Source organism: Pseudooceanicola nanhaiensis (assembly GCF_020171315.1).
Taxonomy (GTDB): Bacteria; Pseudomonadota; Alphaproteobacteria; order Rhodobacterales; family Rhodobacteraceae; genus Pseudooceanicola; species Pseudooceanicola nanhaiensis_A.
In genome coordinates this window covers 1-18667 of sequence record NZ_JAIUZP010000004.1, presented here as the reverse complement: position 1 = coordinate 18667, position 18667 = coordinate 1, and the positions used below count along the sequence as shown (strand labels likewise).

Below are 18667 nucleotides of genomic sequence, written 5' to 3'. Positions count from 1 at the left end.
ACGCAACGCAGCGGAGGTCAACATGGTTCAGCAAGTCAAAACGGTCGTCAGCCGGTCCGGCATGGAACTGGTGCAGGACCTCGTCGGTGCGGTGGCGCTGATCGTCATTCTCGTGGGCAGCCTGCATCTGCCCGGCCTCGTCTGAGGACACGCCTTACGTCTGTTTCTGTCCGCATTTCCGTCAATCCGAGGGCCTGCCCGTCACGTCCCCCACATGTGACCCGCACCGAGATGCCTGTCTTGGATGCGCCGGGGTTGCCTCATCCCCCGGTTCCGCTCTCTTCTGTCCCCGACGGAAATGTTCACTCACCGCCGCCTTCCGAAAGGAAGTGCGGCGGTTTTTTCGGTGCGGTGCAGGTGGATCGCGAGGCGATGTGATGCGGTACGGTACGGTGCAGCGCGGATCGGGATGCGCGGCCATGCAGGGGGCAGAAAGAGTCGACGGCGAAGGCAGCGGGGCAGCGCGCCTATACGCGGCCAGCGGCCGAAGTCCCAAGGTCCGGGTCATCGCGCCTGTGCTGAAGGCCTCCGGCGCGGTCACCCTATCCCGGCAGATGTGGTCGCCCGGGTCCCGTCGAAATCAGGCGGCCGGTGTGCGTCAGCAGCAGACGGCCGCTGCCCGTCAGAAGCGGTAGGCCAGCCGCAGCCCGCCCCAGTGGCGGCCTTGCACCACGATCGGGGCCGAGAGATCCTTCATCGTTATATAGCGCCCGCCGCCCATGTCGCGGCGGTAGACCTGTAGCAGGAACGGCTCGGTGTTGCGGCCCGCCTTGAGGCCGACGCGATCGTCGAAGATGCGCCGGTTACGGCAGTTCGCCGTGTTCCAGACCGGATCTGCCCCCTGCATCTGCGAGAACTGCCGGTTGTGCGTCGGGAGGTAGCCGTTCCGGTCCACGGCCGCACAGAAGACGACGCGGCTGTCGAGCTTCAGTGCAGGCTCCTGGATTTCCGGCAAAAGCGCGTCGGTCAGGGTTGTGAACCGGGTGGTGAACTGCGGCGGGTTGCTGCCGCGCACCTCGGCATAGGACCGGTCGAAGAGCTGATCCAGCGTGATGCGGCCATGGGCGAGCGCGGCCTCAAAAGCCTCGGCCACGCGGGCGGCGCGGGCCTGAACATCCTCGATGAAGAGCCTGTCATCGGTGATGCCGCCGATGGCCACGCTGTCCTGCACCAATTGTTCCGACGTCTCGATCAGGCTTTCGACGTGCTGATGGGCGGCGGCCACGCCCTGCGCACCGGTGGCAATCGACTCGGTGATCCGGGCGATGCGCGGGGCAAAGCCCTGCAGCGCCTCACCCGCGGTGGTGGCGTCGCCGGCGATGAGCCGGGTCCGCTCGTTCACCGCGCGGGCGGTCTCGACCGTTTCATCGAGCTGCCGCGAGGTGTCCTTGCCGGCACTGCGCATCTCTGTTGCCTTGAGCGCGAAGGCCCCGGATTCCTCCTGCAGCTGGCCGATCCAGCCGGTCAGCGTGCTGACATTGCCGGCAATGTCCTTGGCCGCATTGCCGGTGTGCCGGGACAATTCGTTGATCGCATCGGCTACGACGGCAAAGCCCTTGCCAGCCTCCCCGGCACGGGCGGCCTCGATCTTGGCGTTGATCGCCAGCATGTTCACCTGTGCCGCGATGGCGGCGATCTGCTCGTTGTCCTTCTCCACCGCGTCGAGGGTCACCTGCACCCCGCGCGACCGTTCGTCGAGGGTCAGCACCCATGTGATGACCTCCTCGGCGGTCTCGGTCGCCTCGCGCATCTGCTGCCCGGTGGCGGTGAGCGTCTCCAGCATCTGGCTGATCGCGCCGGAGACCTTGCCGAGTGTGTCCATCGCGCTTGCATTCGACTGCACCACGCGGCCCGCACCATCGCGCAGCTGCGCGAGGGCCGTGGCCTGATCCTTCGACTGTTCCTCGAGCGCGTTGAGGTGGCCCGCAATCTCGACGATGGCGCGGCCCATCTTGGTGGCGGCGCGGGCGAGGCGGTTGAGATGTTCCAGATCCTGCGCGGCACCGGGACCGCCCGCGCCCGGCAGGCCCGGCGCATCCGGTGGCAGCACCGGAGGCGCGCCGCGAGAGCCGGGAGGGGGAAGGTCTGTCACAAGGGTCATCGGTGCGCTCGCTCCTGCAGGTGCAGGCAGACTAGCGTCAGATATGCGAACAACCGGTTAAGTGGGGCCCAGACGGGGCAAAGGAGGGCAGGCGGCATTGATCAGACCCTCGCCTCGGACCGGGGCGCAGACCGGAGCCTGCCCTCAGGCGCAGTCGCGCTGCGCGATCTTGTCCATCGCCTCGGCGGTTGCCTCGAGCGTCAGCAGGATCGAGGCGTGGCGGTTCTTGTAGTCGCGCGCGGGCCGCAGCACCTCCAGCCCGTCGAAAGGGGCCTCCGGCGTGGGGCCGTCTTCCTTCAGCATGGCCTTGAGCGCATCGCGGGCCGCGTGGATCTGGGCGCGGTCGCAGCCGACAACATTGGCGCCGACCACGGCAGCGGCGGCCTGGCCGAGGGCGCAGGCCCGCACATCCTGACCGTAGTCGCTGATCTTCCCGTCGGTCACCTTCACGTCCACCGTCACGGTGGAGCCACAGAGCGGCGCGCGGCGTTTCACCGTGGCATCGGGCGCCTCAAGCCGGTCCTGCCGCGGAATGTCCGAGGCAAGCCCCAGAATCCGCTGGGAATAGAGTTTGATCAGGTCGCTGTCGCTCATGGCTGTCCTTTCCCCGCGGGCCTGTGGCAGGCAGTGGCTGGCGCCGGGCGGGTCATTCCCCTAGATAGTCCTCTCACGCCCGGATGCAAAAGGTTTTGCCGATGACTTTCGATCCCGACACGCTCAAATACGACGACAAGGGCCTGATCCCCGCCATTGCGCAGCAGGAGGGGACCGGGGAGGTCCTCATGATGGCCTGGATGAATGCCGCCTCGATCGCGCGCACGCTGGAGACCGGCCATGTGACCTACTGGTCGCGCTCGCGGCAGAGCTTCTGGGCGAAGGGCGAAAGCTCGGGCCACATGCAGAAGCTGGTGGAGATGCGGATCGACTGCGACCGGGATTGCCTGCTGCTGATCGTGGACCAGACCGGGCCGGCCTGCCACACCAACCGCCGCAGCTGTTTCTACACCGCCGTCACCGCGGAGGGCGAGGCAGAGCTGATGAAGCCGATGGCGTAAGCTCTGCTTGCCTAACGGGAATCCTCTGCTACCTTTACACCATTTAAGTGTGTTGGTTTGCGAGGCGTCCCGGTGCGGCTGAGTATCGTTTTTTCTGTTCTTCTTCTTGGGGGCGCGGCTCTGCCGCAGGCAGCCCGCGCCTTCGATCCCGAGAAAAGCTGTGGCACCCTGCTTCAGGCGCCGCTCTCCGATCAGCTGCTGGCGGCGGGCTGGATGGCGGGCATGCGCGAGGCCGGGGGGCTGCCCCGCGGAGCAATGGACCCGGGCGAGGCGCTCGATGACCTGACGCGGCTCTGCGAAGGGGCGCCGGGCCGGGCGGTGGCCGATCTGGTCCAGCCCCCGGACGCGGGGCCTGCGTCGGAGGATGCGGTGCGCGGGTTGCTGTCGCGGTTCCTGTCCTCGCAGGCCGACCGCGCCGCCCTGACGCAGGAACTGGCCCCGCAGCCCGAGGATGTGATCGCCGTCTTCGGCCCGGTGCTGGGCGCGCGGCTGGTCCCGATCTATGCAGAGCTGTTCCGGCCCGGCATCGCCCTGGTGCCCAAGCCCGATCAGACCGCGCTGACCATCCTGCACACCACCACCTCCGAGCTGAAATCGGACATCGGCCTGCAGCAGGAGTTTCCCGGCAGCTATGGGCTGCTGCTTCCGTACCTCGCCGAAGGGATACCGCTGGTCCGGTTCCGCTTCGTGCGGCCGGGTGATCGCTGGGGGCTGGCCTTCGAGGGGCTCTACTTCGTCCATGGCCGCTGGGTGCTGATGCCCAAGGCCTGGCGCGGGCTGGAGTCCTAAAGGCCCACCATGGCGCGGACCTGCGCGGGCGTATGGCCCTCGGCGCGGTAGAGCGAGATTGCTCGCGCGTCGTCCCGTTTCGCCAGCCGCTTGCCGGCGGCGTCGCGGATCAGTCGGTGGTGGTGATAAGCGGGCCGGGGCAGGCCGAGGAGATGTTGCAGCACCACGTGGATCGGCGTCGCCTCGAAGAGATCGGCCCCGCGGGTCACCAGCGTGATTCCCTGCGCGGCATCGTCCACCACGACCGACAGGTGGTAGGAGGTGCCCATGTCCCGGCGGGCCAGGACGATGTCGCCCACGCCCTCGATAAGGTAGCTGCGGTCGATGGAGATACGCCCGGTCTCGCCCTCCGGACCGGTGCCTTGTTCTTCGAAAAATAGTTCAAGATCAATTTCTTGCAGGGCGCGGTGCATGTTGAGCCTGAGGGCGGTTGCCTCGGGCATCGGGCCGTCCGGGGCCTGCGCGGGGCGGCAGGTGCCGGGGTAGACGATGCCGTCCGGGCCCATCAGCGGCGCGCCTTCCTGCGGGGCGCTCGCGGCGGCGAGGATGTCGCGCCGGTTGCAGTGACAGGGATAGAGCAGCCCGCGGTCCCAGAGGGCGTGGAGCGCGGCCGTATAGGCCGGCATCCGGTCGGACTGGCGCATCACCGGTGCGGGCCATGTGAGGCCGAGCCACTGCAGGTCGTCGTAGATCTGCGCCTCCCACTCCGGGCGGGCGCGGCTCTGGTCGATGTCCTCGATCCGGAGCAGGAAGGTCCCGCCCGCGGCCTGGGCCAGCTGCTGCGCGATGAGGGCCGCGTAGGCATGGCCAAGGTGCAGCGGCCCCGTCGGCGACGGGGCAAAGCGCGTGACGGGACCGGAGGGCACGGCGGCCCGCTCAGCCCTGCGCGGGCTGGTCCGAAAGCCAGCCGGCAAAGAGCTCCTTGGCGCGGTCGGTATAGCCCTTGTAGCGGTCCTTGCGGCCGCGCCGTCCGCCGCGCACACTCTCGAGCGGCGGGAAGAGCCCGAAGTTCACGTTCATCGGCTGGAAGGTCTTGGCCTCGGCCCCGCCGGTGATGTGGGTGATCAGCGCGCCCATGGCGGTCTCGGCAGGCGGCGGGGGCAGGTCGCGCCCGAGGATCTCCGCCGCGGCCATCCGGCCTGCGAGCAGCCCCATGGCGGCGCTTTCCACGTAGCCCTCGACCCCGGTGACCTGACCGGCGAAGCGGATATTGGGCCGGGATTTCAGCCGCATCCGGTCGTCCAGCAGCGTGGGCGAGTTGATGAACGTGTTCCGGTGGATGCCGCCAAGCCGCGCGAAGCTGGCATCCTGAAGGCCGGGAATCATTTTGAAAACAGCGGTTTGCGCGCCGTACTTCATCTTGGTCTGGAAGCCGACGATATTGTAGAGCGTGCCGAGCGCATTGTCGCGGCGCAGCTGCACCACCGCATAGGCCTTCTCCTCGGGCTTATGCGCATTGGTCAGGCCCACGGGCTTCATCGGGCCATGGCGCAGGGTCTCGCGGCCCCGTTCGGCCATGACCTCGATCGGCAGGCAGCCGTCGAAGTAGCCCGCCGTCTCGCCCTCGTGGAACTCGGTCTTCTCGGCGGCCAGCAGCGCGTCGATGAAGGCCTCGTACTGGTCCTTCGTCATCGGGCAGTTGAGATAGGCCTTCTGCTCTGCCTCGGTCTCACCCTTGTCGTAGCGCGACTGCATCCAGGCCACGTCCATGTCGATGCTCTCGGCATAGACGATGGGGGCGATGGCATCGAAGAAGGCGAGCCGTTCGGCCCCGGTTTCGGCCTGGATCGCGGCACCGAGTGCGGAAGACGTCAGCGGGCCGGTGGCGATGATCCAATGGCCCTCGGTGGGCAGCTCGGTGATTTCCTCGCCCGAGACGCTGACATTGGGCAGCGCGGTCAGGGCGGCGGTCACGCTTTCGGCGAAGGGATCGCGGTCCACGGCGAGGGCGCCACCCGCGGGCAGGCGGTGCTTGTCCGCGGTCTGCATGATCAGCCCGTCCGCCGCGCGCATCTCCCAGTGCAGGAGGCCCACGGCGTTCTGCTCGCTGTCGTCCGAGCGGAAGGAGTTGGAACAGACCATTTCGGCGAGGTTGCCGGTCTGGTGGGCGAAGGTGCCGACCTTGGGGCGCATCTCGTGGATCACCACGTTGACGCCCTGCTTGGCGGCCTGCCAGGCCGCTTCCGAACCGGCCATGCCGCCGCCGACGATATGCAATGTCTCTGTCATGGTCGGGCAGATAGGGGATCGGGGGCGATTTGGGAAGGGCCCGCGCAGGGGCGGCGGTGCGGCGCGGGCGAAGCTGGGACGGGAGTAGGGGCCGGAGCAGAGGGCAGAGCGCGGGCTGCGGCGAAACGCTGGCTGATCAAATTCGGGGAAGACCCGTTCCCGGGGCATCCGAGGGGGTCACCGCGTTGCACGTCCTGAGCCTGAGAGAGAGCGGCCTGGAGGGACTGGATCGCGGCGGTGACCCACACTCGCATCGTTCAACACCTGATACGTTAAGGTGTTCTTGAGGGATAGCAGAGTGAAATGTGTTCAGAAAGTGGCAATCTGGAAAAAATACGGCGAAAATGTGGAAACACTGCGGAGGGGGCGGGGCGGTGCGCCCTGATGCTGCCCGGTGCTGTCTTGTCGTGGTGTGGGACAGTCGCGGCGGGGCGCCCAAGAATTTTCGAAAATTCTTGGCAAAATTCTTCGAAGAATTTTGGCGTGGGGCGAGGGCGGCGGTTTGGTCCGTGAGCGTGGCACCCGGGGCAAGCGGTGTGGGAGGGGGCTGTCTGCCCCCTCTTGCGGGCGTTGCCCGCAATTCACCCCCGAGGATATTTTGAAACAGTGGATGGAGGCGATCACTGGGTCCAGTCGGGGGGGCGCTTCTCGATGAAGGCCTGCATGCCTTCGGCGGTGTCGCGGTTCAGCATGTTCTCGACCATGACCTGCGCGGTGTGGGCATAGGCGGCCTCGACCGGGAGTTCGAGCTGATCGTAGAAGGCGCGCTTGCCGATGCGGACGGCGGAGCCGAGCTTGGCGGCGATGGTCTCGGCCAGGGCGAGGGTTTCGGCCTCGAGCGCGGCAAGGGGAACGGCGCGGTTGATCAGGCCCAGGGCCATGGCGCGGTCAGTGTCGAGGAATTCACCCGTGGTAAGCATCTCGAAGGCCTGTTTGCGCGGGATGTTGCGGGAGAGCGCGACCATGGGGGTGGAGCAGAAGAGGCCGATGTTCACCCCGTTGACGCCGAACCGGGTGCCCTCGGCCGCTACGGCGAGGTCGCAGGAGGCGACGAGCTGGCAGCCCGCGGCGGTGGCGATGCCATGGGGCCGGGCGATGACCGGCTGGGGCAGGGTTCGGATCGCCGTCATCACCTCGGTGCAGCGGGCGAAGAGATCGGCGAAATAGGCAGCGCCCCCGTCCTCGGCCTGACGGCCCGCCTGCATCTCCTTCAGGTCGTGGCCGGCGCAAAAGGCCTTGCCCGCGCCAGAGAGGATCACGACGCGGATGGTGCGGTCCTGCGCGAGGGTTTCGAGCTCTGCCTTCAGCGCCGCCAGCATCCCGTCGGAGAGCGCGTTCAGCGCCCCCGGTGCATTCAGTTGCAGATGGGCAATGGCGCCCGTGTCGTGACGTTCCAGCAGGGACATCTTGTTCCTCCTCCTCTTTGGCGAAACTGTAGGGGCCGGAGAGGATGATGGCCAGAGATGTGGCCAATGGGAGGATGAATGGCACTGCAAATGGACGCGGCGGCGCTGAACCGCTTTCTGGAGGCGGAATTCGCGCAGGTGGCGGGCGAGTTCACCGTGGAGGCGGTGGAGGAGATGGCCGTCACGGTGCGCATGACCATAGGCGAGAAGCACCTGCGGCCCGGGGGCACTGTCTCGGGGCCCTCGATGTTCGCCCTGGCCGATGTCTCGGTCTATCTCGCGATCCTCGCGATGATCGGGCCCAAGGCACTGACCGTGACCACGGGCTGTTCCCTCGACTTCATGCGCAAGCCCGCGGCGGGGGCCGACCTGATCGCCCAATGCCGCCTGCTGAAGCTGGGCCGGGTGCTGGCGGTGGGCGACGTGCTGCTTTATTCTGAGGGCGTGGCGCAGCCCGTGGCGCGGGCCTCGATGACCTATTCGATTCCTCCGGAGCGGTGAGGCGCGGGGGGGCGGACGGGCCTGAGAAGGCCCGAACGGGGCAAAAAGTGTGGGGTAAAATAATACCGTTTTTGTAACGCATTGTTTTGCAACGTTTTTGTGCTGATGGTTGCTGTTGACTGGGTGCGCGAAGTGTTTATAACCCGCCCATCGAATTGCCCCGGGGGAGACGCTCTGCCCGGGGGAGCCACCAACAAGGGCACCCGAGATGAAAACCTTTTCTGCTACCCCGGCAGACATCGAGAAGAAATGGATCGTGATCGACGCCGAAGGCGTTGTTCTGGGCCGTCTCGCCTCGATCGTCGCCATGCGTCTGCGCGGCAAGCACAAGCCGTCGTTCACCCCCCACATGGACATGGGTGACAACGTCATCGTCATCAACGCCGACAAGGTGCAGATGACCGGCAAGAAGCGCGCCGAGAAGAAATACTACTGGCACACCGGCCACCCGGGCGGCATCAAGCACCGCACCGCGGAACAGATCCTCGAGGGTGCACACCCCGAGCGCGTCGTGACCGCTGCCGTCAAGCGCATGCTGCCGGGCAACCGCCTGAGCCGCACGCAAATGACCAACCTGCGCGTCTACGCAGGCGCCGAGCATCCCCACGAGGCGCAGGCGCCGGAAGTGCTGGATGTCAAATCCATGAACTCCAAGAACACGCGGAGCTGAAAATGGCCGAACAGATCAACTCGCTCGATGAGCTGAAAGGCGCCGTGTCGGAAACCGCAGCGGCTGTCGAGCTCGACGCGCCCCGCGAACCCGTCCGTGACGAACTCGGCCGCTCCTACGCCACCGGCAAGCGGAAAGACGCTGTCGCACGCGTCTGGATCAAGCCCGGCTCCGGCAAGGTCTCGGTCAACGGCAAGGACATGGACGCCTACTTCGCGCGCCCCGTTCTGCAGATGATCCTGCGCCAGCCCTTCACCGTGGCCGGCGTGGAAGGCGAATTCGACGTCTACGCGACCGTCGTCGGCGGTGGCCTCTCGGGCCAGGCCGGTGCAGTCAAGCACGGCATCTCGAAAGCGCTGCAACTCTACGATCCGTCGCTGCGTGGCGCTCTGAAAGCCGCAGGCTTCCTGACCCGCGACAGCCGCGTCGTCGAGCGGAAGAAATACGGTAAGGCCAAGGCCCGCCGCTCCTTCCAGTTCTCGAAGCGCTGATACGCTTTCGCATCGCACAGAGGAAAGGCCGCCCGAGTGGGGCGGCCTTTTCGCTTGGGAGCAGGTCCCCGGGGCAGCCTGTTCCATGTTTGGATGGCCCTGACACGTTTTCCCTTTTCGGGCCCTCGGCATTGGGCCGCCTGCGAGCGGCATGGCCGACTAACCTTCAGACTTGGAACTTTGCTCCGTGATACTTTCCCCGCTTTCCCAGGCGCTTGAAGCGCGTGGTTACGAAACCCTTACCCCCGTTCAAGAGGCCGTCAGCGCGCCCGAACTGGCCGAGAAGGACCTTCTGGTCTCGGCCCAGACCGGCTCGGGCAAGACCGTCGGCTTCGGCATCGCGATTGCCCCCACGCTGTTGGGTGAGGCCGAACACTTCGGCCCGGCCGAGGCGCCGCTGGCCCTCGTGATCGCACCGACCCGCGAACTGGCCTTCCAAGTGATGCGCGAACTTCAGTGGCTCTATGCCCGCACCGGGGCGCAGGTCGCCTCCTGCGTGGGCGGCATGGACATGCGGCAGGAACGCCGCACGCTGGAGCGCGGCGCCCATATCGTCGTGGGCACGCCCGGTCGTCTGCGCGACCACATCGAACGCGGCTCGCTCGACATGTCGGGCCTGCGCGCCATCGTGCTGGACGAGGCGGACGAGATGCTCGACCTCGGCTTCCGCGAAGACCTCGAATTCATGCTGGGGCAGGCGCCCGAGGACCGGCGCACGCTGCTCTTCTCGGCCACCGTGCCGCCGATGATCGCCAAGCTGGCGGAACAGTTCCAGCGCAATGCTGAGCGGATCTCGACCATCAGCAAGACCGACCAGCACGCCGACATCTCCTATCAGGTGCTGCGCGTGGCCCAGTCGGATGGCGACAACGCCGTTTTCAACCTGCTGCGCTTCCACGAGGGTGAGAGCGCGATCGTCTTTGCCAACACCCGCGCCGCGGTGAACCACCTGACCGCGCGGCTGACCAACCGCGGCCTGCCCACGGTGAGCCTCTCGGGCGAGCTGAGCCAGACCGAGCGGACCCATGCCCTGCAGGCCATGCGCGATGGCCGGGCCCGTGTCTGCGTGGCAACCGACGTGGCCGCCCGCGGCATCGACCTGCCAAACCTCTCGCTGGTGATCCACGCCGAGCTGCCGACCAACACCGAAAGCCTGCTGCACCGGTCGGGCCGGACGGGCCGCGCCGGGCGCAAAGGTGTCTCGGCGCTTATCGTGACGCCCAAGGTGGTGAAGAAGGCCGAGCGTCTGCTGAAATGGGCCAAGATCACCGCGGAATGGACCCTGCCGCCCTCGGTCGAGGACGTGCTGGAGCGTGACGAGGCCCGGCTGCTGGCCGATCCCTCGTGGTCCGATCCGCTGAACGAGGACGAAGCGGCCTTTGCCGAGCGTCTGCTGGCGGCCCATTCCCCGCAGGAGATCGCCGGGGCCTTCCTGCGTCTGCACCGCCTGCGCCACGCCGCGCCCGAAGACCTGATGTCGCCGGACGAGCGCGGGCCCAAGCGCGAGCCGCGCGAGTTCGGGCCGAGCCGCTGGGTCTCGCTCTCGGTCGGGCGCAATGACCGGGCCGAGCCCCGCTGGCTGCTGCCGCTGCTCTGCCGCGCCGGTAACATCGAGAAGACCGCCATCGGCGCGATCCGCGTGCAGGACAGCGAGACCTATGTCGAGCTGGCCGAACCGGCGATCGACGGCTTCATGACGGCGCTTGGCGATGGCACGCTGGAGCAGGGGATCACCGCGACGCTGATGGAGGGCGCGCCCGTGCTGCCCACCCGCAGCACGCGTCCGCCCCGCGATGACCGTGGCCCCCGCGGCCCGCGCGAGGATCGCGGCCCCCGTGGCCCGCGCGAAGACCGTGGCCCGCGCCGCCCGTACGAGGGTGGCGATGCCCCCCGTGGGCCCAAGCCCGCGCCGCGTCCGCGCCGCGAGGAAAGCGCCTATCATCCCGATGGTCCGGCAGAGGCCTCGGACAGCCGTCCGGCGCCCAAGCGCAAGGGCGTCTGGAAGACCGAGAAGCCGTCGCACGAGGGCGCACATGGTCCGGCCAAGTCCCGTGGCAAGCCGCGCGATGACAAGCCCAAGGGCGGTAAGCCGGCCGGCAAGTTCGCCAAGCCGGGCGGCAAGCCCGCGGCCAAGGGCAAGGCCCCGGCCAAGGGCGGCAAGTTCGCCAAGCCGCGCCCCGGTGGCGGCGAGCCGCCGAAGCGGTCCAAGGGCTGATCCGCAGCGCCTCTCCCATGGGGGGGGCGTCGGCGGCCCCGGGCCGGTGACGGCGCAGGGCACATGTAAACGCACATGAAAACGGGCGGGGCCATCGGTCCCGCCCGTTTGCGTTTTGGGGGCGCGCGGCTCGCCCTAGTGGGCGGGCTTGATGAAGGTGCCGTTGCGCAACTCGCGCATGGCCTGCATCAGCTCTTCCTGCGTGTTCATTACGATGGGCCCGTGCCAGGCCACCGGCTCGTTGATCGGCGCGCCGGAGATCAGCAGGAAGCGCATGCCCTCGGGGCCGGCCTGCACGGTGACCTCGTCACCGGTGCCGAAGCGGATCAGCGTCCGGTTGCCCGACAGATCGCGAATGTTGACCTCCTCACCGGCCACTTCCTTCTCCAGCAGGACGCCCGAGGGCTTGGAGGCATCGGCGAAGGCGCCCGCGCCCTCGAAGACATAGGCGAAGGCCCGGCGATAGGTGTCGATCTTGAAGGTCTTCTTCACCCCTGCGGGGATCGAGATGTCGAGGTATTGCGGATCGGCGGCGATGCCATCCACCGGGCCGGTCTTGCCCCAGAAGCTGCCCACGATGATCCGCACCACGGTGCCGTCGTCATCCTGGATCACCGGGATCTCGGTTCCCTTCACGTCCTGGTAGCGCGGCGCGGTCATCTTGAGCGACGAGGGCAGGTTGCCCCAAAGCTGGAAGCCGTGCATCTGGCCGGCCGTGTTGCCCTGCGGCATCTCCTGATGGAGGATGCCGGAGCCCGCCGTCATCCACTGCACGTCACCCGCGCCCAGAACCCCGTGATTGCCGAGGCTGTCGCCATGTTCGACCGTGCCCGAGAGGACATAGGTGATGGTCTCGATCCCGCGGTGAGGGTGCCAGGGGAAGCCGCGCTGGAAGTCCTCGGGGCGTTCATTGCGGAAATCGTCGAACATGAGGAAAGGGTCCAGCTCGCTCGGATCCTGGAACCCGAAGGCGCGGTGGAGTTTCACCCCGGCGCCTTCCATGGTCGGCTGGGCGAGGCGGGTTTCGAGCGTTGGCCTGAGGGACATGACCCTTCTCCTGTGCTGCTGCGGGCCGGAGCGGCCCTGTTGCCCCTAGAGTAGGCAGCCTGGGCCCCTGCGCCAAGACGGCGAAGGGTTCGCGCCCTGTCGAAGTCCTGTGCGCCGCTGCACGCCGCCGCGTGGGGCGCGGGCGGGCGCTGTCGGCGGGGCATGGTCAAGGCGGGCCGGATCGGCTAAGGCCGCTGGGACAACTGCGAAGGGAGCGGGACATGCAGGATACTGGCGATCGGGACGACATCGTATTGGCGCGGATCGCGCCCTCGATGCCACGGCGCCTGTTCGGGATGGCCGTGCTGCTGGGGCTGGGGGCGCTGCTGCTCTACCTTGCGCTTGGCACGCCGGTGCAAGGCATGGTCCTGAAGCTTGGCCTCATCGCCCTCGCGCTTGGCGCGCTCTGGGTGGCCAGCGCGCTCTACACCGCCACCCGGCACGAGTTGCAGCTGACCGATGCGGGCCTGCGGGACAGCACCGGCGTGGTCATCGCGCCGATGGCCCAGATCGTCCGCGTGGACCGGGGAACCTTCGCCTTCAAGCCCTCCAACGGGTTCCTGCTGCGGCTGGAGAAGGGCGCGGGCGGCGCCCTGTGGCGGCCCGGGCTTTACTGGCGTTTCGGTGGCCGGGTCGGGGTTGGCGGTGTCGCCAAGGCGGCCGAGACCAAGCAGATGGCCGACATCATCGCGGTGAAACTGGCAGATCGCGCCGCAGCCGAAGCCTGAGGCCCGCGCAGCACAAATGAATGGGGGGACGCCGCTGGCGTCCCCCTTTTTCGTGTGTCGGTGTCGGTGTGGGTGTCTTTCCGTGACCGGGCCGGTGCCCCGGTCGGCCCCGCGGGCCCGGTGTCGCCTCAACTGGAGAAGGTCACCTTGGGCGCGAAACGGGGCCGGACAAAGACGAAGGTCTTGATCGGGAAATCCTCCATCCCGATCCGGAACGGCAGTTCGTAGGTCGTCCATGTCTCGACAAGGATGATCCGCTCGTCCTCAGGCATGATCGGCAGGATATTGGTCCAGTTCTTGACGTCGTCGTCCGTCAGGGCGGTCTTGGACCCGCGCGCTTCGGACCAGTCGACCTTGAAGTAGTCGGGATCCTCGGTCCAGCGCAGCTCGCTGATGCGGATCGCCGTGCCGTCGTTCACGCGGGCGAGGTATTCGTAGAGGGTCTGCGCGCCGTTGATATAGGTGTCGTCGATGGCCGTCGTCTCGCGCGAGAGCATGTCCGCGACGGTGAAGGCGGCCTTCTCGTTGATGTCGTACTGCCGCACCATGTCGTAGAAGGTGAACATGCCGAGGTAGCCCCAGATCAGGATCGGGAACATCACCACGGCCTCGATGGCCACGGTGCCGCGGGTGTCGCGGGCAAAGCGGGCGAGGGGCTGACGCAGGCGGGCGCCGAGGGTCTGGATCAGGGTCATCGCGGCGCTCCTTAAATCGGTTCCTGCACGAAGGCAGAGAGGGCGACCATCGCGGCATCGCCGTTGCCGTCCACCGCCATGCTCTTGCCCAGGCCGATGGTCGGGAAGATCGGATCGAACTTCACGCAGGCGCGCAGCAGCATCATCTGGTTGCCTTCGCCCGCCACGAAGGAACGCACGGGGTTCACCTCTTCGGCGCGGTCGACGCAGTCGACGCTCGCTGGCAGGCTGTCGAAGCCCCACATGCTGACCGGCTTCATCTCCAGCTTCAGCGAGGTCGAACAATCCTCGATGATGCCGGCGTATTTGCAGATCAGGTCCTTCAGGTCGTCGTGGCTGGTTGCCTGTCCGGTGGCCAGCCGCAGGTCGCGCACGGCAAGGTCCAGCCCGCGTTCCAGCATGGTCTGGCGCAGGGTCCAGATGCCCAGTTCGACACCCGACAGCATCACCGTCAGGTAAAGCGGCAGCATCACGGCGAACTCCGCGACGGCGGCGCCGGTTTCATTGCGCCAGAAGCGGCGCAGGGGGGAAAGCAGGAAACGCATCATTGGGTCAGCTTCAGTGTGACAAGTTGCGTGGCGATCGTCCGGAAGGCGGTCGAAATCTCGATCCCGTCGACCCGGAAGAAGTGGCTGTCGGAGGAGGCACAGTTGCGCATCACCTCGGCCCCGTGGTTGCCGACCTCGAAGCCGATGGTCCAGACCACGATGCCATTGTCCTTGGCCGCATCGCAGATGTCCTCCAGCAGGTTGTCGGCCTGGGTCGAGGTGTAGCGGGTGTAGTAGAACTGGCTGCGCAGGTTGGAATAGGCGTCGTAGATCGTCTCGTAGAAGCTGCGGTAGCCCCAGTGATAGACCATGTCGGGGGTGGCATAGACCTCGGGCCGCAGGCGGATCGTGTTCACGTTCTCACCGTCCGTCATCAGGATGACGTTCTTGGAGCTTTCGCCGTATTCCATCGGACGGCCGAGGAAGTTGGCGTCGATCAGCCCGTCGCTGACCATGTCGGTCACGACCGGGCGGAAGGCCGGATCGAGCAGGCCCACGCCCCATTTCATCCCGAGGTGGATGGCGGTGTTCGCGCGTGAGGTCAGCTGGTTGATGTTCGACTTGAGCGTCGTCGTGCTGTGGCTGAAGGGCTGGATCCGCTCGTAGCTGCGCATCGGGCAGGCGGGGTTGACGATCCCGCTGCGGGTCGAGGAGGTTTCCTCGAAATGCTGGCCCTGGATGTATTTCTGGGTCGTCGTGATCGTGGTGTTCGAGAAATCGTCGTCGTCGAACTCGATGCAGTGGGAATAGCCATGCACCTGCGTCACGTTCATGCGCGACATGATTTCGGGCCCGGCGTTCACGTTCGACGTGTAGGGCACCACCGACAGCGAGACCTTGTCATAGTCATCGGAGCCCAGAACCGTATCCACGAATTCCGAGGCCGCCGAGCGGAGCTGCGACATCTTGCTGCTCTGGCTCATGGAGCCGGAGATGTCGACGACGAGCGAGATTTCCGCGTCGCCCACCGCTTCCTGCGCCTCGCCCGAGATCGGGATCGGCAGAGTGGGGAAGCCGAGGGTGCGCAGGAACTGCGTCGGCATGTCCTGATGCGCCGTCACGTTCACGGTGCGCGCGCCCGCATCGCCCGTCACGGTGACAGTGTCGATGTAGGACAGCATGTCGTATTTGCGGAAGTAGTCGTCCACCACGTCCTTCGGATCGAGCAGCTGGTCCTTGTCCGCCGCCGCAAGCACGGCCCGGTCGAGAACGGACTGCATCCGCGAGCGCTGCAGCTCCTGCCGCATGAAGTCGACCCCCATGCCGCCGACAGCGATCATGATCAGAAGGAAGAAGATGGCGATCGCGATCATCACGCCACTCTCGTCCCGGGCAAAGCGGGACAGGTATTGTTGCAGACGTGCGCTGGGGCTCATCCTGCCGGTTCCCTCGTTATGACTACCCTTGGCCGTGGTTTCGACCGATGCCTTGCGGCTTTTCATTCGGAAACAATGAGTAGACCGGGATCGTGGCGAAAGTTGGACCCGACCCGGGACCGCCCTGCGGTAAACCGGCGGCATTGTCTGGGCAGCGCGGACAATGCTGCCCTGCGGCGGAAAACACGCCTTCCGGGCAACAATGCCTTGTGATCTAACTCTCCCAGAACGCGTGATTTTCAGGGCCAGAACCGCGAGGAGGCGCGGATTCCACCGGATCTTCACAAATCCGCCCCGATCATGCCGCGTTGTGAGTCGCCCCCTCCGCAGGGGTGGCTTTGCCCCGTCGGAGCCCCCCCGGCTCCCGGTGGCTCCGTTTCACAGATTGTGCAAAGGGGAGGACGATGCACAGATTCCAGGAACCCTCATTCCGCGACTCCGTAGACCTGATGTTCAACCGCGCCGTGGCGCTGATGGACCTCGAACCCGGCCTCGAGGAGAAAATCCGCGTCTGCAATGCGACCTATACCGTGCGCTTCGGCGTGCGGCTGCGCGGGCAGATGCACACGTTCACCGGCTACCGCTCGGTCCATTCCGAACATATGGAGCCGGTGAAGGGCGGCATCCGCTACGCGCCCGAGGTGAACCAGAACGAGGTCGAGGCGCTGGCGGCCCTGATGACCTTCAAATGCGCCCTCGTGGAGGCCCCCTTCGGCGGCTCCAAGGGCGGGCTCTGCCTCAATCCCCGCGACTGGGAGGAGCACGAGCTGGAGCGGATCACCCGCCGCTTCGCCTACGAGCTGATCAAGCGCGACATGATCAACCCGGCCCAGAACGTGCCCGCCCCCGACATGGGCACCGGCGAACGCGAGATGGCCTGGATCGCGGATCAATATGCCCGGATGAACACCACCGACATCAACGCCCGCGCCTGTGTCACCGGCAAGCCACTGAACGCCGGCGGCATCGCGGGCCGGGTCGAGGCCACGGGACGAGGCGTGCAATACGCCCTGCAGGAGTTCTTCCGCCACCCCGAGGACGTGGCCAAGGCCGGCCTCTCCGGCACGCTCGACGGCAAGCGCGTGATTGTGCAGGGGCTCGGCAACGTGGGCTTCCATGCGGCCAAGTTCCTCTCTGAGGAGGACGGCGCCAAGATCATCGGCGTGATCGAGCGTGACGGCGCGCTCTACAACCCGGCGGGCCTCGATATCGCGGCGCTGCGCGACTGGCTGGTGCGCCATGGCGGCGTCGCGGGCTTCCCCGATGCGACACACACCGCCGAAGGTGCCACGGTGCTGGAGGAAGACTGCGACATCTTGATCCCCGCGGCCCTCGAAGGGGTCATCACCATGGAGAACGCGCCCCGGATCAAGGCCCCGCTGATCATCGAGGCCGCCAACGGCCCGATCACCGCCGGGGCCGACGACATCCTGCGCAGCCGCGGCACGGTGATCATCCCCGATCTTTATGCCAACGCGGGGGGCGTCACGGTCTCCTACTTCGAATGGGTCAAGAACCTCAGCCACATCCGCTTCGGCCGGATGCAGCGGCGGCAGGAAGAGGCGCGCCACCAGCTCCTCATCGACGAGCTGGAGCGCCTGTCCCGCGACAGCGGCATCGGCTGGACCCTGAGCCCCGGCTTCAAGGACAAGTACCTGCGCGGGGCAGGGGAACTGGAGCTGGTCCGCTCCGGCCTCGATGACACGATGCGCACGGCCTACCAGTCCATGCGCGAGGTCTGGCACGCCCGCGCCGACGTCCCCGACCTGCGCACCGCCGGCTACCTCGTCTCGATCGACCGGGTCTCCGCCAGCTACCGCGCCAAGGGGCTCTGACGCGTCCGACACCCCGATGAGGGCGGACCGCCGCACCACGCGCCCTCCGCCCTCATCCACTGTTCCCAAATATCCTCGGGGGTGAATTGCGCGGTCACGCGCAAGAGGGGGCAGACAGCCCCCTCGCTCCGTCGCCGGATTGCAAATCCGTGCACACCGGTTCGATTCCGGTACTCGCCTCCAACGTTTTCAATGACTTAACGCGAAGCGCGCGAAAGCCCCTGAAAATGTCTAAGCAAAAGTCTAAACATTCTGTTTTTGTTCTGTTCTCATCCGCTGCGCTTGGATGTCTCTCAGACGCTGCCGAACCTTTTTGGTGTAGTGCAGCACCATGGCCGGGCTCTGGCCCGTCACGGCGGCGATCAGATCATCCTCGCAGCCCGCTTCCAGCAGCTCGCAGGCCGCGTTGTAACGCCATGAGTGAATGTCGTAGTCGAGCGCCCCGATCTTCTTGCGGACCTCGCGCACGGCATGTGACGCCCCGCGATAGGACCAGCGGTTGGTCCCCTGCTCATTCGTCACCATGAAGATCGAGTTGCGTTGGGCGGCATCGAGCGCCGCCTGTAGCTCCGGCAGGATCGGCACCCAGAGAACTTTCTTGGTCTTGTTCTGCTGGAGGACGATTGCCCCCTCCTGAATGTCGGACCAACGCATTTCGAGAACATCCCCGATCCGCTGGCCGGTGCAGACGCAAAGCTCCATCACGAGCCGTTCCCGCGTCGCCAGCGGGCAGGTCTCACGGAAGGCGTCGAGGAGTTCGCGCGGCCACGGCTCGCGCTGTTTCACCGTCTCGGACTTGAGCTCCGCCACACCCCGCGCCGGATTGGTCTCGCGCCAGCCCAGATCGACGCAGTGCTCCATCAGGACACGGAGCACGCGCAGCGAGTAGTTGGCGAAGTAGACCTTGTGGGCGTTGCTGTCACGCATGCGGATCACGTCTTTGCGCTTCATCGCCGCCGGGTTGGCGTCCCCCATGATCGA

The 18667-nt window shown here is 66.6% G+C and carries 19 protein-coding genes and 1 tRNA gene; 10 read left to right on the top strand and 10 right to left on the bottom strand.

The window, feature by feature from the left end:
• Positions 1-22: 22 nt before the first annotated feature.
• Positions 23-145 (top strand): hypothetical protein, encoded by a 123-nt coding sequence (locus tag LCM32_RS21945; protein ID WP_263618100.1) that lies wholly within the window; start codon positions 23-25, stop codon positions 143-145.
• A 477-nt stretch (positions 146-622) separates the two neighbouring features.
• Here the strand turns inward: LCM32_RS21945 and LCM32_RS05085 are convergent, their stop codons facing one another.
• The gene (locus LCM32_RS05085) at positions 623-2101 is read right to left on the bottom strand and encodes a methyl-accepting chemotaxis protein (protein ID WP_224819985.1); all 1479 of its coding nucleotides are present in this window, start codon (positions 2099-2101) and stop codon (positions 623-625) included.
• 144 nt (positions 2102-2245) lie between these two features.
• Positions 2246-2695 carry an iron-sulfur cluster assembly scaffold protein gene (locus tag LCM32_RS05080; RefSeq protein WP_224819984.1) on the bottom strand — a complete coding sequence of 150 codons (450 nt, stop codon included), beginning with the start codon at positions 2693-2695 and terminating at the stop codon, positions 2246-2248.
• A gap of 101 nt (positions 2696-2796) precedes the next feature.
• Between LCM32_RS05080 and hisI the strand changes: the two genes are divergently transcribed.
• Together hisI and LCM32_RS05070 are read left to right on the top strand one after the other, a co-directional pair.
• Positions 2797-3156 (top strand): phosphoribosyl-AMP cyclohydrolase, encoded by a 360-nt coding sequence (gene hisI / locus LCM32_RS05075; protein ID WP_224819983.1) that lies wholly within the window; start codon positions 2797-2799, stop codon positions 3154-3156.
• Positions 3157-3228: 72 nt separating this feature from the next.
• Positions 3229-3945 (top strand): hypothetical protein, encoded by a 717-nt coding sequence (locus LCM32_RS05070; RefSeq protein WP_224819982.1) that lies wholly within the window; start codon positions 3229-3231, stop codon positions 3943-3945.
• Here LCM32_RS05070 and gluQRS read toward each other — a convergent pair.
• The 3 genes from gluQRS to LCM32_RS05055 all read right to left on the bottom strand — a co-directional run bounded on the left by gluQRS (position 3942) and on the right by LCM32_RS05055 (position 7580).
• Positions 3942-4811 (bottom strand): tRNA glutamyl-Q(34) synthetase GluQRS, encoded by an 870-nt coding sequence (gene gluQRS, locus LCM32_RS05065; RefSeq protein WP_224819981.1) that lies wholly within the window; start codon positions 4809-4811, stop codon positions 3942-3944. The two genes, LCM32_RS05070 and gluQRS, sit on opposite strands and share 4 nt — an antisense overlap.
• Before the next feature lie 10 nt (positions 4812-4821).
• Positions 4822-6174 (bottom strand): methylenetetrahydrofolate--tRNA-(uracil(54)-C(5))-methyltransferase (FADH(2)-oxidizing) TrmFO, encoded by a 1353-nt coding sequence (trmFO, locus tag LCM32_RS05060; RefSeq protein ID WP_224819980.1) that lies wholly within the window; start codon positions 6172-6174, stop codon positions 4822-4824.
• A 620-nt stretch (positions 6175-6794) separates the two neighbouring features.
• Positions 6795-7580 (bottom strand): enoyl-CoA hydratase, encoded by a 786-nt coding sequence (locus tag LCM32_RS05055; RefSeq protein WP_224819979.1) that lies wholly within the window; start codon positions 7578-7580, stop codon positions 6795-6797.
• Positions 7581-7658: 78 nt separating this feature from the next.
• On the opposite strand from LCM32_RS05055, the gene LCM32_RS05050 reads away from it, so the two are divergent.
• The 4 genes from LCM32_RS05050 (at position 7659) to LCM32_RS05035 (ending at position 11457) form a co-directional block, all read left to right on the top strand.
• Positions 7659-8081 carry a PaaI family thioesterase gene (locus LCM32_RS05050; protein WP_224819978.1) on the top strand — a complete coding sequence of 141 codons (423 nt, stop codon included), beginning with the start codon at positions 7659-7661 and terminating at the stop codon, positions 8079-8081.
• Between the two features lie 208 nt (positions 8082-8289).
• On the top strand, positions 8290-8751 hold the full coding sequence (gene rplM / locus LCM32_RS05045; protein WP_222489724.1) for a 50S ribosomal protein L13: 462 nt from the start codon (positions 8290-8292) through the stop codon (positions 8749-8751).
• A 2-nt stretch (positions 8752-8753) separates the two neighbouring features.
• On the top strand, positions 8754-9242 hold the full coding sequence (rpsI, locus tag LCM32_RS05040) for a 30S ribosomal protein S9 (RefSeq protein WP_224819977.1): 489 nt from the start codon (positions 8754-8756) through the stop codon (positions 9240-9242).
• A 190-nt stretch (positions 9243-9432) separates the two neighbouring features.
• Positions 9433-11457 (top strand): DEAD/DEAH box helicase, encoded by a 2025-nt coding sequence (locus LCM32_RS05035; RefSeq protein ID WP_224820463.1) that lies wholly within the window; start codon positions 9433-9435, stop codon positions 11455-11457.
• A gap of 135 nt (positions 11458-11592) precedes the next feature.
• Here the strand turns inward: LCM32_RS05035 and LCM32_RS05030 are convergent, their stop codons facing one another.
• Positions 11593-12504, bottom strand: a complete 912-nt coding sequence (locus tag LCM32_RS05030; protein ID WP_224819976.1) for a pirin family protein — start codon at positions 12502-12504, stop codon at positions 11593-11595.
• Between the two features lie 221 nt (positions 12505-12725).
• Here LCM32_RS05030 and LCM32_RS05025 point away from each other — a divergent pair, with 221 nt between their 5' ends.
• The gene (locus LCM32_RS05025) at positions 12726-13232 is read left to right on the top strand and encodes a hypothetical protein (protein ID WP_224819975.1); all 507 of its coding nucleotides are present in this window, start codon (positions 12726-12728) and stop codon (positions 13230-13232) included.
• Between the two features lie 128 nt (positions 13233-13360).
• Here LCM32_RS05025 and LCM32_RS05020 read toward each other — a convergent pair whose 3' ends face one another.
• From LCM32_RS05020 to LCM32_RS05010, 3 genes are read right to left on the bottom strand one after another with little or no spacing between them, the layout of a single operon-like run.
• Complete coding sequence (locus tag LCM32_RS05020) at positions 13361-13927, bottom strand: TadE/TadG family type IV pilus assembly protein (RefSeq protein WP_224819974.1); 567 nt, start codon at positions 13925-13927, stop codon at positions 13361-13363.
• A gap of 11 nt (positions 13928-13938) precedes the next feature.
• The gene (locus LCM32_RS05015; RefSeq protein WP_224819973.1) at positions 13939-14475 is read right to left on the bottom strand and encodes a TadE/TadG family type IV pilus assembly protein; all 537 of its coding nucleotides are present in this window, start codon (positions 14473-14475) and stop codon (positions 13939-13941) included.
• Positions 14472-15851 (bottom strand): TadE/TadG family type IV pilus assembly protein, encoded by a 1380-nt coding sequence (locus LCM32_RS05010; RefSeq protein WP_224819972.1) that lies wholly within the window; start codon positions 15849-15851, stop codon positions 14472-14474. Before LCM32_RS05010 ends, LCM32_RS05015 begins: the two co-directional genes overlap by 4 nt.
• A 404-nt stretch (positions 15852-16255) precedes the next feature.
• Here LCM32_RS05010 and LCM32_RS05005 point away from each other — a divergent pair, with 404 nt between their 5' ends.
• Both LCM32_RS05005 and LCM32_RS05000 read left to right on the top strand, forming a co-directional pair.
• Positions 16256-17686 carry a Glu/Leu/Phe/Val family dehydrogenase gene (locus tag LCM32_RS05005; protein ID WP_224819971.1) on the top strand — a complete coding sequence of 477 codons (1431 nt, stop codon included), beginning with the start codon at positions 16256-16258 and terminating at the stop codon, positions 17684-17686.
• Positions 17687-17766: 80 nt separating this feature from the next.
• Positions 17767-17869: transfer RNA gene (locus tag LCM32_RS05000), tRNA-Ser, on the top strand.
• 60 nt (positions 17870-17929) lie between these two features.
• On the opposite strand, the gene LCM32_RS04995 is transcribed toward LCM32_RS05000, so the two are convergent.
• A partial coding sequence (locus tag LCM32_RS04995) for a tyrosine-type recombinase/integrase (protein ID WP_224819970.1) occupies positions 17930-18667 on the bottom strand: 738 nt, incomplete at its 5' end.

What these genes read in the sequence shown, in the direction of transcription:
- LCM32_RS21945 (WP_263618100.1), top strand. Translation starts at nt 23, where the DNA reads ATGGTTCAGCAAGTCAAAACGGTCGTCAGCCGGTCCGGCATGGAACTG.
- LCM32_RS05085 (WP_224819985.1), bottom strand. Translation starts at nt 2,101, where the DNA reads ATGACCCTTGTGACAGACCTTCCCCCTCCCGGCTCTCGCGGCGCGCCT.
- LCM32_RS05080 (WP_224819984.1), bottom strand. Translation starts at nt 2,695, where the DNA reads ATGAGCGACAGCGACCTGATCAAACTCTATTCCCAGCGGATTCTGGGG.
- hisI (WP_224819983.1), top strand. Translation starts at nt 2,797, where the DNA reads ATGACTTTCGATCCCGACACGCTCAAATACGACGACAAGGGCCTGATC.
- trmFO (WP_224819980.1), bottom strand. Translation starts at nt 6,174, where the DNA reads ATGACAGAGACATTGCATATCGTCGGCGGCGGCATGGCCGGTTCGGAA.
- LCM32_RS05055 (WP_224819979.1), bottom strand. Translation starts at nt 7,580, where the DNA reads ATGTCCCTGCTGGAACGTCACGACACGGGCGCCATTGCCCATCTGCAA.
- LCM32_RS05050 (WP_224819978.1), top strand. Translation starts at nt 7,659, where the DNA reads ATGGCACTGCAAATGGACGCGGCGGCGCTGAACCGCTTTCTGGAGGCG.
- rplM (WP_222489724.1), top strand. Translation starts at nt 8,290, where the DNA reads ATGAAAACCTTTTCTGCTACCCCGGCAGACATCGAGAAGAAATGGATC.
- rpsI (WP_224819977.1), top strand. Translation starts at nt 8,754, where the DNA reads ATGGCCGAACAGATCAACTCGCTCGATGAGCTGAAAGGCGCCGTGTCG.
- LCM32_RS05030 (WP_224819976.1), bottom strand. Translation starts at nt 12,504, where the DNA reads ATGTCCCTCAGGCCAACGCTCGAAACCCGCCTCGCCCAGCCGACCATG.
- LCM32_RS05025 (WP_224819975.1), top strand. Translation starts at nt 12,726, where the DNA reads ATGCAGGATACTGGCGATCGGGACGACATCGTATTGGCGCGGATCGCG.
- LCM32_RS05020 (WP_224819974.1), bottom strand. Translation starts at nt 13,927, where the DNA reads ATGACCCTGATCCAGACCCTCGGCGCCCGCCTGCGTCAGCCCCTCGCC.
- LCM32_RS05015 (WP_224819973.1), bottom strand. Translation starts at nt 14,475, where the DNA reads ATGATGCGTTTCCTGCTTTCCCCCCTGCGCCGCTTCTGGCGCAATGAA.
- LCM32_RS05010 (WP_224819972.1), bottom strand. Translation starts at nt 15,851, where the DNA reads ATGAGCCCCAGCGCACGTCTGCAACAATACCTGTCCCGCTTTGCCCGG.
- LCM32_RS05005 (WP_224819971.1), top strand. Translation starts at nt 16,256, where the DNA reads ATGCACAGATTCCAGGAACCCTCATTCCGCGACTCCGTAGACCTGATG.